14 protein-coding genes are annotated in these 15,344 nt (G+C 69.6%); 9 read left to right on the top strand and 5 right to left on the bottom strand.

The annotated features are described in order from the left end of the window. Window positions 1-9 precede the first annotated feature (9 nt). Window positions 10-1,173 (bottom strand): endo-1,4-beta-xylanase, encoded by a 1,164-nt coding sequence (locus VIP82_RS10240; protein WP_331908203.1) that lies wholly within the window; start codon window positions 1,171-1,173, stop codon window positions 10-12. A 325-nt stretch (window positions 1,174-1,498) separates the two neighbouring features. On the opposite strand from VIP82_RS10240, the gene sdhC reads away from it, so the two are divergent. The 6 genes from sdhC to VIP82_RS10210 all read left to right on the top strand — a co-directional run bounded on the left by sdhC (window position 1,499) and on the right by VIP82_RS10210 (window position 7,303). After that, window positions 1,499-1,930, top strand: coding sequence for a succinate dehydrogenase, cytochrome b556 subunit (sdhC, locus tag VIP82_RS10235; RefSeq protein WP_308868247.1), 432 nt, complete (start codon window positions 1,499-1,501; stop codon window positions 1,928-1,930). Continuing rightward, window positions 1,930-2,379, top strand: coding sequence for a succinate dehydrogenase hydrophobic membrane anchor subunit (locus VIP82_RS10230; protein ID WP_331908201.1), 450 nt, complete (start codon window positions 1,930-1,932; stop codon window positions 2,377-2,379). The genes sdhC and VIP82_RS10230 overlap by 1 nt, the downstream gene beginning before the upstream one ends. Window positions 2,380-2,422: 43 nt before the next feature. After that, on the top strand, window positions 2,423-4,264 hold the full coding sequence (gene sdhA, locus VIP82_RS10225) for a succinate dehydrogenase flavoprotein subunit (RefSeq protein WP_331908199.1): 1,842 nt from the start codon (window positions 2,423-2,425) through the stop codon (window positions 4,262-4,264). Beyond that, window positions 4,264-5,064, top strand: coding sequence for a succinate dehydrogenase iron-sulfur subunit (locus VIP82_RS10220; RefSeq protein ID WP_331908197.1), 801 nt, complete (start codon window positions 4,264-4,266; stop codon window positions 5,062-5,064). Before sdhA ends, VIP82_RS10220 begins: the two co-directional genes overlap by 1 nt. A 76-nt stretch (window positions 5,065-5,140) precedes the next feature. Further along, window positions 5,141-6,406, top strand: a complete 1,266-nt coding sequence (locus VIP82_RS10215) for a YihY/virulence factor BrkB family protein (RefSeq protein ID WP_331908195.1) — start codon at window positions 5,141-5,143, stop codon at window positions 6,404-6,406. Window positions 6,407-6,436: 30 nt separating this feature from the next. Further along, window positions 6,437-7,303, top strand: a complete 867-nt coding sequence (locus VIP82_RS10210; protein WP_331908193.1) for an exodeoxyribonuclease III — start codon at window positions 6,437-6,439, stop codon at window positions 7,301-7,303. Window positions 7,304-7,358: 55 nt separating this feature from the next. Here the strand turns inward: VIP82_RS10210 and VIP82_RS10205 are convergent, their stop codons facing one another. Next, window positions 7,359-8,414 carry an NAD(P)-dependent alcohol dehydrogenase gene (locus VIP82_RS10205; protein ID WP_331908191.1) on the bottom strand — a complete coding sequence of 352 codons (1,056 nt, stop codon included), beginning with the start codon at window positions 8,412-8,414 and terminating at the stop codon, window positions 7,359-7,361. A gap of 148 nt (window positions 8,415-8,562) precedes the next feature. Between VIP82_RS10205 and VIP82_RS10200 the strand changes: the two genes are divergently transcribed. Together VIP82_RS10200 and trpS are read left to right on the top strand one after the other, a co-directional pair. Continuing rightward, window positions 8,563-9,252: a TetR/AcrR family transcriptional regulator gene (locus VIP82_RS10200; RefSeq protein ID WP_331908189.1), complete on the top strand. Its 690-nt coding sequence runs from the start codon at window positions 8,563-8,565 to the stop codon at window positions 9,250-9,252. Between the two features lie 86 nt (window positions 9,253-9,338). Further along, window positions 9,339-10,346, top strand: coding sequence for a tryptophan--tRNA ligase (gene trpS, locus VIP82_RS10195; protein ID WP_331908187.1), 1,008 nt, complete (start codon window positions 9,339-9,341; stop codon window positions 10,344-10,346). Window positions 10,347-10,726: 380 nt separating this feature from the next. On the opposite strand, the gene VIP82_RS10190 is transcribed toward trpS, so the two are convergent. Next, window positions 10,727-11,365 carry an endonuclease domain-containing protein gene (locus tag VIP82_RS10190; protein ID WP_331908185.1) on the bottom strand — a complete coding sequence of 213 codons (639 nt, stop codon included), beginning with the start codon at window positions 11,363-11,365 and terminating at the stop codon, window positions 10,727-10,729. A 435-nt stretch (window positions 11,366-11,800) separates the two neighbouring features. Here VIP82_RS10190 and VIP82_RS10185 point away from each other — a divergent pair, with 435 nt between their 5' ends. After that, the gene (locus tag VIP82_RS10185; RefSeq protein ID WP_331908184.1) at window positions 11,801-12,661 is read left to right on the top strand and encodes an Fpg/Nei family DNA glycosylase; all 861 of its coding nucleotides are present in this window, start codon (window positions 11,801-11,803) and stop codon (window positions 12,659-12,661) included. A 3-nt stretch (window positions 12,662-12,664) separates the two neighbouring features. Here VIP82_RS10185 and glpK read toward each other — a convergent pair whose 3' ends face one another. After that, window positions 12,665-14,203 carry a glycerol kinase GlpK gene (gene glpK / locus VIP82_RS10180; protein WP_331908182.1) on the bottom strand — a complete coding sequence of 513 codons (1,539 nt, stop codon included), beginning with the start codon at window positions 14,201-14,203 and terminating at the stop codon, window positions 12,665-12,667. 67 nt (window positions 14,204-14,270) lie between these two features. Further along, a partial coding sequence (locus VIP82_RS10175) for an FAD-dependent oxidoreductase (RefSeq protein WP_331908180.1) occupies window positions 14,271-15,344 on the bottom strand: 1,074 nt, incomplete at its 5' end.

Below are 15,344 nucleotides of genomic sequence, written 5' to 3'. Positions count from 1 at the left end.
GCACCCGATTCAGCCGTGCCGCGGAGAGGTGCCCGGCGTCGCCTCGCGCAGCGACTCGAGCATCGCGTCGAAAGCGGGCTTCGGCGAGTAGTCGTCCTCGAGGATCGTCGCCCACCCCTCGCCGGGGAACACGTCGGGAACCCAGGAGTTGGCGTCCGGGAAGCCCCACACCGTGAACGACGAGCAGGCGGTCACGTTCAGGCACGCCGTCAGCGTGGCGTCGTAGCGCTCGGCCTGCACGGCGACCTGCTCGGGCGTCGGGCCGGTCTCACCTGCCTGCAGCGGGATGCGGACGTCCGCCTCGGTCACCGCCACCTGCAGACCCAGCGCGGCGAAGCGCTCGAAGTTGGCCTGGATCGAGGTGTCGAAGCCGTAGAGCAGGCTGAGATGGCCCTGGGCGCCGAAGCCGCCCAGCGGGACGCCGTCGGCCAGCATCCGCTGTGCGAGCGCGTAGTAGGCGTCGGTCTTCTCGTTGATGCCCTCAGCGTTGTAGTCGTTCAGGAACAGCACCGCCTCGGGGTCGGCGTCGTGCGCCCAGCGGAACGCGTCCTCGAGGAGCGCGATCGGGTCCGCGGCGCAGGCCTTGAGGAACGGGTTCGCCTCGGTGCGCAGCCGCACCCCGCCGTTGTCCCACGTGTCCTGGAAGATCTCGTTCGCGACATCCCACTCGTAGATCTCGCCCTTGAAGTGGCCGACCACGGTGCGGATGTGGTCCTCGAGCACGGCACGGGCCTGGTCGCACGTCCACGTCTGGCTCGCCGCGGTGACCCACGCCGGGTTCTGACTGTGCCACAGCAGCGTGTGACCGCGCACCTGCTGGTGGTTCGCCTGGGCGAAGGCGACCAGTGCGTCGGCGGACGAGAAGTCGTACACGTCCGGCGCCGGGTGGACGGCATCCCACTTCATGTCGTTCTCGGGCGTCAGTGACGAGAACTGGGCACTGAGGACCTGCTGGTACTCGGTGGGTGCGCTGCGGTCGTAGTCGACGAGGTCCCGCTTGCCCCAGACGGCGCTGCCGATGGCGAGATCGCGCGGCGCCTGATTGCGCAGGGTGTCCTTGTCGGCGTGGCTGTATCCGGGAGGCTCGGCGTTCGCTGCGGTCGCGCCCCAGAGAGGCAGTACCAGAGCAGCGGCGACCGTGGCCGCCAGAAGTGATCGGAGAGATCGGCGCATGGGGAACTCCTGACATCGTTGTCGGTCATACGCGTCGCCTGAGCGGCACATATGTTCTTGCGTACAACAAACGCTAGGCGGCGCTTTCAGGCAGGGCAAAAGGTTTCGGAGTGTTTTCCACGAGACCGCGGACGCGCCCCGAGATCTCTCGACGTCGAGAGAAGTTAGGCCCACCTAATCCCCCACCGCAGCGCGACGGGAATAGGATGGTCGCAGCGCCCGCGTGACGCCGACGGCCCGAAGCGCACCGCTACGGGCCCTCTTCGGGGGCCGTCCTCGCAGTCAGAGGCCAGCCCCACCGTGTTTCGATCCAAGGAGGACGGCCGTGTCTGCACCAGCACGCGTCACACCGTCGGTATCCGAGACCACCTCCCGAGTTCCCCGCGGCACGCTGTATCGCGGGAACGAAGGCATGTGGTCGTGGGTGCTGCACCGCATCACCGGCGTCGCGATCTTCTTCTTCCTGCTCGTCCACGTCCTCGACACGGCCCTCATCCGGGTCTCCCCCGAGGCGTACGACGCGGTCATCGGCACCTACAAGAACTGGGTGATGGCCCTCGGCGAGGTCGCACTCGTGGGCGCCATCGCATACCACGCCTACAACGGGCTGCGCATCATCCTGGTGGACTTCTGGTCGTGGGCCACCCGCCACCAGCGCCAGCTGTGGTGGGGCGTCCTCGGGCTGTGGGTCGTGACGATGCTCGGCTTCGCGCCGCGTCATCTCATGCTCGCCTTCGCCCCGGGAGGAGGTCACTGATGACCGCGATCGCCGACCCCCGCGCCCCGTACTCCCCTGTCCGGCGGAAGGGGCCCAACCTCGAGAAGTGGGGCTGGATCTACATGCGCGCCTCGGGCGTGCTGCTCGTGGTCCTCATCTTCGGCCACCTCTTCGTGAACCTCATGCTCGGCGAGGGCATCCACGGCATCGACTTCGCCTTCGTGGCGGGCAAGTACGCCTCGCCGTTCTGGCAGTGGTGGGACGTGCTGATGCTGTGGCTCGCGCTGATCCACGGCGCCAACGGCATGCGCACCATCGTCAACGACTACGTCACGCACCCGACGACGCGTCGCGTGCTGGTGTGGGTGCTGTGGCTCGCCGCCGCGTTCCTCATCGTGCTGGGCACGCTGGTCGTGTTCACCTTCGACCCATGCATCGGCTTCGACGCCGAGACCGCCTCCGACCTCATCGTCGGAATCTGCGCATAGCGTTCGGGCGCCCCCCGAGCATCGACCACCGAAAGCATCCAGCGTGAGCACTGAGACCCCTGCCGGCACCGAGAGCACTGCGAGCTACGTCAAAGACGGCGTTCACTACCACCAGTTCGACATCGTCATCGTGGGAGCCGGCGGGGCCGGCATGCGCGCGGCGATCGAGGCCGGGCCCGGTGCGAGGACGGCCGTCATCTCGAAGCTGTACCCCACGCGCTCGCACACCGGTGCGGCGCAGGGAGGCATGGCGGCAGCGCTGGCCAACGTCGAAGAGGACTCGTGGGAGTGGCACACCTTCGACACCGTCAAGGGCGGTGACTACCTCGTCGACCAGGATGCGGCCGAGATCCTGGCCAAGGAGGCCATCGACGCGGTCATCGACCTCGAGAACATGGGCCTGCCGTTCAACCGGACACCCGAGGGCAAGATCGACCAGCGGCGCTTCGGCGGCCACACCGCCGACCACGGCAAGACCCCGGTGCGGCGCGCCTGCTACGCCGCCGACCGCACGGGTCACATGATCCTGCAGACCCTCTTCCAGAACTGCGTGAAGCTGGGCATCAACTTCTTCAACGAGTTCTACGTGCTCGACCTCATCACGGTCGGCGAGGGCAAGGACAAGCAGATCGCGGGCGTCGTGGCCTACGAGCTCGCCACCGGCGAGCTGCACGTCTTCCAGTCGAAGGCCGTGATCTTCGCGACCGGCGGCTTCGGCAAGATCTTCAAGACGACATCCAACGCGCACACCCTCACCGGTGACGGCGTCGGCATCATCTGGCGAAAGGGCCTCCCGCTGGAGGACATGGAGTTCTTCCAGTTCCACCCGACCGGCCTGGCCGGACTCGGCATCCTCCTCACCGAGGGCGCCCGCGGTGAGGGCGCGATCCTGCGCAACGTCTCGGGCGAGCGCTTCATGGAGCGCTACGCCCCCACCATCAAGGACCTCGCGCCGCGCGACATCGTCAGTCGCTGCATGGTGCAGGAGGTCGCCGAAGGCCGGGGCGCGGGTCCGCACCGCGACTACGTGCTCCTGGACTGCACGCACCTGGGCGCCGAGGTGCTCGAGACGAAGCTCCCCGACATCACCGAGTTCGCCCGCACCTACCTCGGCGTCGACCCCGTCGTCGAGCCCGTGCCGGTCATGCCGACCGCGCACTACGCGATGGGCGGCATCCCGACCAACAACGACGCGCAGGTGCTGAGCGACAACACCACCGTCGTGCCGGGCCTCTACGCCGCCGGTGAGTGCGCGTGCGTCTCGGTGCACGGCTCGAACCGCCTGGGCACCAACTCGCTGCTCGACATCAACGTGTTCGGCAAGCGCGCCGGCCGCAACGCCGTCGAGTACGTCAAGACCGCCGACTTCGTGCCCCTCCCCGAGGACCCCACCGCCGAGGTGCGCGGTCTCATCGAGGGCCTGCGCAACAACCAGGGCACCGAGCGCATCGCCGTGCTCCGCAAGACGCTGCAGGACGAGATGGACCGCAAGGCCCAGGTGTTCCGCACCGACGAGTCGCTCGGCGAGGTGCTCGAGGTCATCGAGGAGCTGCGCGAGCGCTTCAAGAACATCCACGTCGACGACAAGGGCAAGCGGTACAACACCGACCTGCTCGAGGCCGTCGAGCTCGGCTTCCTCCTCGACATCGCCGAGGTGGTCGTCGTGACCGCGAAGAACCGCAAGGAGAGCCGCGGCGGCCACATGCGCGACGACTACCCGAAGCGCGACGACGAGAACTACATGCAGCACACCATGGCGTATCTGTCGGGTGACCCGCACTCCTCGAGCGCCGAGGACCACATCAGCCTCGGGTGGAAGCCCGTCGTCTTCACGAAGAACGAAAAGGGCGAGTTGAACTACCCGCCGATGGAGAGGAAGTACTGATGTCGACCTCGGTCACCGACGTCATCGAGCGCACCGACGCGGACGCACCCGCCCGCGCGGAGGAGGCCACCAACGACACCGGCATCCAGTCGTTCCTGGTGACGTTCATCATCCGCCGGTTCAACCCTGAGGTCGACGAAGAGCCGCGCTGGGTCGACTACGACGTCGAGCTCTACTCGACCGACCGCGTGCTGGACGCCCTCCACAAGATCAAGTGGGAGGTCGACGGGTCGCTGACGTTCCGTCGCTCGTGCGCCCACGGCATCTGCGGCTCCGACGCGATGCGCATCAACGGCCGCAACCGGCTCGCGTGCAAGACCCTCATCAAGGATCTCGACATCTCGCAGCCGATCTACGTCGAGGCGATCAAGGGCCTGCCCCTCGAGAAGGACCTCGTCGTCGATATGGAGCCGTTCTTCGCGTCGTACCGCGAGGTGCAGCCGTTCCTCATCGCGAACTCGAAGCCCGAGCCCGGCAAGGAGCGCATCCAGTCGATCGTCGACCGCGAGGTCTTCGACGACACCACGAAGTGCATCCTCTGCGCGGCGTGCACCTCGTCGTGCCCCGTGTTCTGGACCGACGGGCAGTACTTCGGCCCGGCCGCGATCGTCAACGCGCACCGCTTCATCTTCGACTCGCGCGATGACGCCGGCGACGTGCGCCTCGACATCCTCAACGACAAGGAAGGCGTGTGGCGCTGCCGCACCACCTTCAACTGCACCGAGGCATGCCCCCGCGGCATCGAGGTGACGAAGGCGATCGCCGAGGTCAAGCAGGCCGTCCTGCGCGGACGCGCGTAGCCGCTCTGTCCGATTCACCGGGCGGATGCCGCCCCGCGGCGCAGTGCGGCATCCGGCAGTCGATACTCTGGCTTCCGTGAGCCAACGGGACGACGCGCGCAGACAGGATCGTACGCGCGCGCACGAGCACGACGAGGCTCGCGATCAGGCGGATGCCGCGCAGCGCGAAGAGGAGTCGCTCAGGGCTCGCTGGGAAGCGACGCAGGAGAACCTGCGCGAGCGGTTCGACCAGCCCCTCAGCAAGGCGACCGCGCTGACGCAGCGCACCATGGCGTGGTTCCCGGTGCGGGTGTGGCGCCACTTCCTCCAGCACAACGGCTTCCTGCTCGCCGCCGGCGTGAGCTACCAGGCGCTGTTCGCGACCTTCGCCGCCATCTACGTCGCGTTCGCGATCACCGGACTCTGGCTCGGCGGCAGCACGGATGCGGTTGAAGCGCTCATCAGGCTCATCAACAGCTACATCCCCGGCCTGATCAGCGACGACGGGCTGTTCACCCAGCAGCAGGTGACCGAGGTGGCGACGAGCAATGCCGGCGTCCTCGGCGTCACGGGCATCATCGCCCTCGGCACCCTGATCTGGACGGCGATCGGGTTCGTGACGTTCGCCCGCCGCGCGGTGCGCGACATCTTCGGGCTGCCGCCGGATCTTCGCAGCTACTTCTATCTGAAGGCGCGGGATCTCGTCGGGGCGGGGCTGTTCGCGCTCGCTCTCGTGGTCGGCTTCGCAGCGACGACGCTCGGCACGTGGGCGCTCAGCTGGCTGTTCGCCTTCCTCGGGTGGGAGAACGCGTCGGGCTGGGTCGGGGTGACCACGAGCATCGGCACGATAGCGATCTCCTTCGTCATCTTCAGCGCGGCGCTCGGGGGGCTCATCCGCTTCCTCACCGGGACGAAGCTGCCGTGGCGCCGGATCTGGCCAGGTGCCCTCCTCGGCGGCGGCGCGATCACCGTGCTGCAGCTCTTCACGGGCTGGCTCTTCATCTACACGCCCACGAACGCCCTGCTGGCGACGTTCGCGATCTTCGTCGGCCTGCTGCTGTGGTTCCGCATCATCGGCATCATCATGCTGGTGGCGGCCGCATGGATCGCCGTCGCCGCGAAGGACGAGGAGATCCCCCTCCTGCCGCAGACCGAGGCCGAGCGGCTCGCCGCCGAGCACGCCGCCCTGCTGGTGGCGGCACGGGTGCGGCTGCGCACGGCGCAGGAGTCGCGCGACACGGCTCCCTGGTACCGGCAGTGGGCGGCCGACCGCGCGGTGCGGGAAGCGGAGCAGGAGCTCGCCCAGGTCGAGGCGGCCGCCCCGGCCGCCCCGGCGAAGAAGGCCGGCAGCCTGTTCGAATGAGTGTCGGCGGCGACGGATAGTCTTGCCGTCGTGTCTCGCCGTGTTCGCATCGCCTCTGTCAACGTCAACGGAATCCGCGCCGCCACGCGCAAGGGCATGATCGACTGGCTGGACGCCGCCGACATCGACGTGATGGCCCTGCAGGAGGTGCGGGCGACCGAAGAGGAGCTGCGCGCGGCCCTCCCCGGGTGGGAGATCGTCAACGACGAGGCGCTGTCCAAGGGCCGTGCCGGCGTGGCGGTCGCCAGCCGCGTCCCCTCGATCGAGGTGCGACGCGTACTCGGCCCGGCTGCCGACGATGCGGCCGAGGTGCTCGACAGCGCCGGCCGCTGGATCGAGGCCGACTTCGACATCGACGGCGAGCGGCTCATCGTGGTGAGTGCCTACGTGCACACCGGCGAGGCCGAGACCCCGAAGCAGGACGCGAAGTGGGCCTTCCTCGACGCGATGGAGAAGCGGATGCCGCAGCTGAAGGCCGCGTCGCCCCTGGCGCTCGTGATGGGCGACCTGAACGTCGGCCACCGCGAGCTCGACATCCGCAATTGGAAGGGCAACGTCAAGAAGGCCGGCTTCCTCCCCCGCGAGCGCGCGTACTTCGACCGATTCTTCGGGGAAGAGGGCGCCGAGGTGACCGGTGCCGACGGGTCGCGCGGCCCCGGCCTCGGCTGGGTCGACATCGGGCGTCGCTTCCACGGCGACGTCGACGGTCCGTACACCTGGTGGTCGATGCGCGGGCGCGCGTTCGACAACGACGCCGGCTGGCGGATCGACTACCACCTCGCGACGCCCGAGCTCGGCGACCGGGTGGTCGACTACCGTGTGGTGCGCGCGCCGTCGTGGGACACCCGGTGGAGCGATCACTCCCCCGTGGTTGCTGACTACACGCTCGGACGCTGAGCGCTGAGCAGCCCCGCGAGCCACACAGGCGGGGCGGCGGGCCGGCCGGACTGCGTCACGAGGGATCGGCGAGGGTGACGATCACGTTGCCCCGCTTGTGCCCGCCGTCGACGTAGGCGTGCGCCTCCCGGATCCGGTCGAGCGGGTACACGCGATCGATCACCGGGCGCACCTCGCCCGCCGCGGCGAGCTGAGCGAACTCCGCGAGGTGGGCGCCGGTCACGGCGCCGGTGTCCTGCACGCGACGGATGCCGTGGCGCACCGGTCGCAGCTTCGATCCGAGCATCCCGGCGAGGTCGGCGATGACGAGCAGGAGCACTCCCCCGTGACGGATCGCCCGACGCGCCCGCCGGTACGGCGCATTGCCGACGCACTCCACGACAGCGTCGTACCGTGCGCCCGATGACGTGAAGTCCTCGCGGGCGTAGTCGACGACCCGGTCCGCGCCGAGGTCGCGCACCAGCCCCACGTTGCCCGCGCTGCATACGCCGGTCACCCGCGCCCCGAGGCGCTTCGCGAGCTGGACGGCGGCCGAGCCCACCGACCCCGACGCGCCGTTCACGAGGACGTCGTCGCCCCGCCCGACGCCTCCCGCTTCCAGGAACACCTGCGCGGTGCCGAAGCCGAACGGCAGCGCCGCGGCGTCGACGAACGCGAGCTCATCGGGGATCCGCGCGACCGCGCCGGCGGCACGGACGACCACGTACTCGGCGTGGCAGCCGAACGCGGCACCCCGGAGAAGGACGACGCGATCGCCGACGCCGAAGTCGGCCACGCCGGCACCCACTGCCTCGACGACGCCGGCGCCGTCCATTCCGAGCACGCGATGCTTCGGCCGCCGCCAGCCGAGCGCGAACATCGTGGGCAGTCGAAGCCCCCGAGGCACGTCGCGCGCACGCACCCGGTGGTCGGCGACGCTGACGCTCGCGGCGTGCAGGCGCACCAGGAGCTGATCCTCGGCGGGCGTGGGGCGCGGCATGCGCTCGACCGACACCACATCGGGGCCGCCGAAGCGGTCGTAGACGGCAGCCCGCATGGTGGTGGTGGCGTCGCCGGCGACTCCCCCGGCGGATCCCTCGGAACGGGGCGCCCGCTTCTCGGTCGTGCTCATGTGACGTCCTCCATCGGCTCAGCCTTACGCTGTATGACTTACAACGTAAGGTACCGCCATCCGCGCGTGCTGTCCAGACCCGCCGCGAAGTCCACCGCTCGGCCGGCCCAGCGGCGACGGGCGGTACCGTGGACCCAGGAGGTGGCACATGACGACGGTCGCGACGGCTTCCCGCCGGGAGCCCTTGTCACGCGAACGGGTGCTGCGTGAGGCCATCCGCCTCGCCGACGAAGGCGGCATCGACGCGCTCACCATGCGCCGGCTCGCACAGCAGCTCGGCGTCGAGCCGATGTCGATCTACTACCACGTGCGCGGCAAGGATGCCGTGGTCACCGGTGCCCTCGACCTCGTCTTCGAAGACGTCGCGCGCCGTGCCGCAGCGGGGACGACTCCGCCTCCGTCGTCATGGCGGGAGCACCTGCGCGCGCGCATCCTCGCCGCCCGCGAGGTGCTCGTGGAGCATCCGTGGGCGCCGCGCGCTCTCGAGTCCCGCGGCACGATGACGCCGGCTTTCGCCGGCTGGGTCGACGCGAACGTCGCCGTCATGAGGTCGGGAGGCCTGTCGTGGGATCTGATCCATCACGCCATGCACACCCTCGGCAGCCGGCAGTTCGGCTTCTCCCAGGAGCTCATCCTCGACGATCCGCAGGGTGCAGACGGCGAGCCCGACCCCACCGCCGCTGCCGAGCTCGGCCGGCTCATGCCGAACGTGCAGGCGATGCTGCAGGACGTCGTCCACGACGACGAGGTCGGCACCCTCGGCTGGTGCGACGACCGCACCGAGTTCGAGTTCGCCCTCGACATCCTCCTCGAAGGGCTCGAACGCCGCGCCGGCTGAGCCAGGTCCGAGGCAGGGCGCGCACCCCGCGCGCCCGAGGTTCCCGCGCGGCGCGGCGCGCGGCATCCGCTTTATAGACTTGCCGGATGAGCAAACCGCGTCTGTACTCCGGCATGCAGCCCTCCGCCGACTCGCTCCAGATCGGCAACTACATCGGGGCGCTCATGCAGTGGCGCGATCTGCAGGAGTCGTACGACGCGTTCTTCTCGGTGGTCGACCTTCACGCCATCACCGTCGCGCAGGACCCGGAGCACCTCCGCGAGAAGACCCGACGGACAGCTGCGCAGTACATCGCCGCCGGGATCGAGCCGTCGAAGTCGGCGCTGTATGTGCAGTCGCACGTCCCGGCGCACGCCGAGCTGGCGTGGATCCTGTCCACGGTCACCGGCTTCGGCGAGGCCGGGCGCATGACGCAGTTCAAGGACAAGTCGCAGCGCTACGGCGCGGAGGTCGCCTCGGTCGGGCTCTTCACCTACCCGGTGCTGATGGCGGCCGACATCCTGCTGTACCAGACCGACATCGTGCCGGTCGGCGACGACCAGAAGCAGCACGTCGAGCTCACCCGTGACCTGGCCGAACGCTTCAACAGCCGCTTCGGCGAGACGTTCACGGTGCCGATGCCGGTCATCCAGCAGGAGACCGCGCGCATCTACGACCTGCAGAATCCGACGGCGAAGATGTCGAAGTCGGCGGAGTCGGATGCCGGCGTCCTGTGGATGCTCGACGACCCGGCCGTGTCGGCGAAGAAGATCATGCGCGCCGTCACCGATTCCGAGGGGTCGGTGCGGTACGACCGCGAGGCCAAGCCGGGCGTCTCGAACCTGCTGGTCATCTACGCCGCCCTGACGGGCCGTCAGATCCCGGCGATCGAGGACGAGTACGCGGGCCGCGGCTACGGCGATTTCAAGAAGGGGCTCGCCGAGGTCGTGGTGAACGAGTTCGGACCCGTGCGCCAGCGGGCCCTCGAGCTGCTCGACGATCCCGCCGAGCTCGACCGCGTGCTCGCCGCGAACGCCGCGAAGGCCGAGGCCGTCGCGAACCGCACCCTCGGCGACGTCTACGACAAGGTCGGCCTCCTCCGCCGCACCCGCTGATCGCGGGAGGGATGCCGCGGCTCACCGCCGCGGCATCCCCTCCCGGGTCGGCGTCGCGTACCGCGCCCGCAGTCCGCCCGCAGTCCGCCCGCAGTCCGCCCGCAGTCCGCCCGCAGTGCACAATTCAGGCGAACTTGCGGTTCCGAGAACAGATTGAGCCCCATCTGGCGGTTGAGCCTGAATTGTGCGCACGCCCGGTGCCCACCGTCGCCGGGCCGACTGATCCGGACTGACTGTTCGCAGTGCCGCGGGGCGTCTTCATCCGACGTCGCCGGCGCACGCCTCGCCACAACTCAGGCAGATCGCGGTGCCGAGCGTCCCTCCCGGTCGCCGAGATGGCGTTCTGCCTGAGATGTGCGCGTGGGCCCGACCCCGACGAGCTAGCGGCGGCGTCCGCGCGCAAGACCGCGGAGCGCGTCGAGCACCTCTTCCGGCCGATACATGACGTCCTCTGCCAGCGGACGCAAGGTGACGAAGCCCAGTCGAGCGGCCGCGAGATCCCGCTTCCGATCACGTCGCTGCTTCGCCCACCCCTCATGGAACTCCTTGCTGTCGCATTCGATGATGAGCCAGCCCTCGACGACGAAGTCGACGCGTCCGACACCGGCGATCTCCACCTGCGCCTCATACCGCAGTCCGAGCTGGCGCAGCATCAGCCGCACGAGCGTCTCGGGGCCCGACTCCGCGATTCCGTCGACCAGGCGCAAGAGGGGCCGGTACCGCGCCGGCAGGTGGGTGAACACGTCGCGCACCTCGTCCCATGTGAGGATTCCGAGGTGCAGGACGCTGTCGAGCGTCGCCACGGCGGCTCGGGGCGTCTGGCAGCGGACAGCTTGAACCACGGCGTCGAACAGCCCGACCTGGCCGACGAGCACCTCGCGCGGTCGGCTCAGCGGCCACCAATGCAGGACGAGTCCGCGCCGCGTCCGCGCATCCAGAGTTCTCCGCGCGTCGTCTGGACTGCGCAGCCGCGACATGGTCCTGAGCAGATGGACGTGCAGGGCGTCGGCATCGAGCACGAACACACCGAAGGCGGCGAGAAGCGAAATGCATGCAAGACGCCCACCTACCCGGACGGCTCGCTCCGTGTCGGGAGAAGATTGCGCCACGTAGTGATTCCGACGCACGCGAATGAGTTCGCCTACCCGGACGGCCAGAGTGATCTGCCGCGGTCTGAAGCCCTGGGCGAGCAGGTCGGCTCGTGTGAGCACAGAGCCCGGAGTCCTAGCATCCATCCTTGAACCGTCGACGCCGCGCCCCCGCGGCCTGGACCGCTGATCCCACAAAGTGGACAAGCCGCGGCGGCGCACATCTGGGGAGGAGTGTGCGGCGGTCGACGGCGCGCAACTCAGGCAGTACAAGGCCGTAGCGGCGGACACAGCGCCGGCGTCGGCCGACCAGCCTGAGTTGTGCGCGGTGGCGCGGCTGTCCCCGCTGCGTGGCAGGATGAGCGCATGCCCGAGATGCCCGAGGTGCAGGGACTCGTCGACTTCCTCCGCGAGCGGCTCACCGGTGTGCGTATCGCGCGCGCGACAGTCGCCAACATCGCGGCGCTGAAGACGTACGACCCGCCGATCGAGGCGCTGACGGATGCCGAGATCACCGGCGCCTCGCGCCACGGCAAATTCGTCGACCTCTCGACGACCGGCCCTCACCTCGTGTTCCATCTCGCCAAGGCGGGATGGCTGCGCTGGTACGACGAGCTGCCGAAGACGGTCATCCGGCCGGGCAAGACGCCGATCGCGCTGCGCGTCGCCCTGTCGGACGGCGCCGGATTCGACCTCACCGAGGCGGGGACCAAGAAGTCGCTCGCGGTGTACGTCGTGCGCGACCCCGCCGATGTGCCGGGCATCGCTCGACTCGGCCCCGACCCGCTCGAACCGACGTTCACGCGCGACGTCTTCGCCTCACTCCTCGAGGGACGACGCACCCAGATCAAGGGCGTGCTGCGCGACCAGGCGATCATCGCGGGCGTCGGCAATGCCTACTCCGACGAGATCCTGCATGCGGCGAAGATGTCGCCTTACGCGCTGGCCTCGTCCCTTGGCGACGACGACATCGCGCGCCTGTTCGACGCGATGACCGAGACGCTGACGGATGCCGTCAGCGAGGCATCCGGCAAACCGCCGGCGGAACTCAAGGACGCCAAACGGCGCGGCATGCAGGTGCACGGACGCCGCGGCGAGACGTGCCCGGTGTGCGGCGACGAGGTGCGCAGCGTCTTCTTCGCCGACAACTCCCTCGAGTACTGTCCGACCTGCCAGACCGGCGGGAAGATCCTCGCCGACCGGCGGCTCTCGCGGCTGCTGAAGTAGGGCTCAGCTCCCCGTCGTGCCCATGAGCATGCGGGCGTCGTCGTCGACCCAGTCGAGCGACTTCGACACGGCCTTGCGCCACTGGCGGTAGCGCCGCTCGCGCTCGTCCTCCGGCATCCGCGGCTCGAAGCGGACGTCTTCGCGCCAGTGGGTCCGCAGCTCGTCCAGCCCGCTCCAGACGCCGGTCGCGAGCCCGGCCGCGTAGGCGGAGCCGAGCGCCGTCGTCTCGACGACCTTGGGGCGCACAACGGGGATGCCGAGGATGTCGGCCTGGAACTGCATGAGCAGGTCGTCGCGCGTCATGCCGCCGTCCACGCGCAGTTCGTCGAGCGTCCGGCCGGTGTCCTCGACGACAGCCTCGATGACGTCGCGGGTCTGGAAGGCGGTCGACTCGAGCGCGGCACGGGCGATGTGCGCCTTGTTGACGTACCGCGTGAGTCCGACGAGCGCACCCCGCGCGTCGGGCCGCCAGTACGGCGCGAAGAGTCCGGAGAACGCCGGCACGAAGTACGCGCCGCCGTTGTCGTCGACGCTGGCGGCCAACGTCTCGACGTCCTCCGAACGGTGGATGATGCCGAGGTTGTCGCGCAGCCACTGCACGAGCGAGCCGGTGACCGCGATCGACCCCTCGAGCGCGTACCGTGCGGGCTCGTCGCCGAGGCGGTAGCCGACGGTCGTGATGAGGCCGCTGCCCGAGCGCACGATCTCGGTCCCGGTGTTCACGAGGAGGAAGTTGCCGGTGCCGTACGTGTTCTTCGACTCGCCCGCGTCGAAGGCGGCCTGCCCGAACGTCGCCGCCTGCTGGTCGCCGAGGATGCCGGCGATGGGGACGCCGTCGAGCACGGACGGCAGCTGCGAGTGCCCCACGACCTCGGACGACGACCGGATGGCGGGCATCATGGCCCGCGGGATGCGCCAGGTGTCGAGGAGGTCGTCGGACCAGTCGAGCGTGCGCAGGTCCATCAGGAGCGTCCGCGACGCGTTGGTCACGTCCGTCACGTGGATGCCGCCCCGCGCGCCGCCCGTGAGGTTCCACACCACCCAGGTGTCGGGAGTGCCGAACAGCAGCTCCCCGGCCTCTGCGGCCGCGCGGGCGCCCGGAACGCGGTCCAGGATCCATGCGACCTTCGACGCCGAGAAGTACGTGGCCAGCGGCAGCCCCGTGGTGTCGGCGAACCGATCGGCGCCGCCCTCCTTCGTCATCTCGTCGATGCGCGGCTGCGTGCGCGTGTCCTGCCAGACGAGCGCGTTGTGCACCGGACGGCCGGTGCGCTTCTCCCAGACGATCGCGGTCTCGCGCTGGTTGGTCACGCCGATGGCGGCCACCTGGGCCGCGCCGATCCCGGCGCGCGTCAGGCAGGACGCGATCACCCACTCGGCGCTGGTCCAGATCTCCACCGGGTCGTGCTCGACCCATCCCGCGCGGGGGAAGATCTGCTCGTGCTCGCGCTGCGACACGGCCACTACCGCGCCCTCGGCGTCGAACACGATCGCACGCGTCGATGTCGTGCCCTGATCGATGGACAGCACGTGGTCGGGCAACGTCGTCTCCTTCGTCGGTGGGCGGCATCGCCCTCGGTGCCGCGGGCAGCGCCCGGGTGCGGTCAGGCTATCGCGCCGACGCTGGAGCCCAGGTCGGATCGGCGGCGTGGACCCGCTCGAGCGCGCGTGCCACCTCCACGGCCGAGCGCGCGGAATCCCAGCCGAGCACGGGGGCGATCGCCGCGGCGACTTCCGCCACCGCCTCGTCCGTCGCGGCGCCGATGAAGGCGATGCTCGTGCGCCGCAGCAGGACGTCGTCCAGGTGCGCCACATCCTCGGTCGCTGCGAGGTGCCGCAGCTCCCCCGAGCTGTAGCCGGGCAGGTGCTCCAGCGGGGCGTCGTCGGGATCGGCGGCGATCGCGTCGGCCACGGCCTCGGCCACCGTGCCGTAGCGATCGAGCAGCGTCGCGACGCGCGCGGCCGGAACATCGACGGCGTGCGCGGCGATCCACTGCTGGCGCGCGCGCTCGGTCGTCGGGAAGCCTCGGCCGCCGCCGATCGGCACGCCCCGCGTCGAACGGCGCCGTGGCAGGGCGAGCGCCTCCAGGACGAGGTCGGCGAGGTGCTCGGCCGACGCGCGGAAGGTCGTCCACTTGCCGCCGACGAGGCTGAGCACCGTGGTGTCTCCGCCGACGAGCGGCGCCGACTCGACGCGGTAGTCGCGTGAGACGAATCCCGGCGAGACATCGCCATGCCCCGGAAGCGGACGCACGCCCGCGAACCGGTAGACGATCTGCGAGCGCTCCACCGGGATCGAGGGAAGGACCTGGCCGATCAACTCGATGAAGTAGTCGACCTCGGCCTCGGTGCACACGATCGGGTCGCCCATGTCGTGCTCGAGGTCGGTCGTGCCGACGAGAACCCGGCCCTTGAGCGGATAGATGAGCACGATGCGACCGTCTTCGTTCTCGAAGAACAGCTCCCGTCCACCCGTCGCCGCGAGCAGCTGCGGGTGGTCGAGGACGATGTGGGACCCCTTCGTGCCGCCCATGTAACGGGTCGGATCCCCGAGCGCGAGGTTGGTCTGATCCGTCCAGGGACCGCTCGCGTTCACCACGACGGATGCCGTGAACGGCGTCTCTGCACCGGTGGCCGCGTCGCGCAGCACGACCCGGCCCGCGTCGACGCCGACCGCCGCGGT

This window comes from Microbacterium sp. (assembly GCF_036566905.1).
Taxonomy (GTDB): Bacteria; Actinomycetota; Actinomycetes; order Actinomycetales; family Microbacteriaceae; genus Microbacterium.
This window is presented reverse-complemented; position numbering and strand designations above follow the sequence as displayed.

Excerpts from the sequence above, each read along its gene's own strand:
- VIP82_RS10205 (WP_331908191.1), bottom strand. The coding sequence starts at position 8,414 with ATGAGCACGACCGAGAAGCGGGCGCCCCGTTCCGAGGGATCCGCCGGG.
- VIP82_RS10185 (WP_331908184.1), top strand. The coding sequence starts at position 11,801 with ATGCCCGAGATGCCCGAGGTGCAGGGACTCGTCGACTTCCTCCGCGAG.
- VIP82_RS10220 (WP_331908197.1), top strand. The coding sequence starts at position 4,264 with ATGTCGACCTCGGTCACCGACGTCATCGAGCGCACCGACGCGGACGCA.
- trpS (WP_331908187.1), top strand. The coding sequence starts at position 9,339 with ATGAGCAAACCGCGTCTGTACTCCGGCATGCAGCCCTCCGCCGACTCG.
- VIP82_RS10240 (WP_331908203.1), bottom strand. The coding sequence starts at position 1,173 with ATGCGCCGATCTCTCCGATCACTTCTGGCGGCCACGGTCGCCGCTGCT.
- VIP82_RS10230 (WP_331908201.1), top strand. The coding sequence starts at position 1,930 with ATGACCGCGATCGCCGACCCCCGCGCCCCGTACTCCCCTGTCCGGCGG.
- VIP82_RS10200 (WP_331908189.1), top strand. The coding sequence starts at position 8,563 with ATGACGACGGTCGCGACGGCTTCCCGCCGGGAGCCCTTGTCACGCGAA.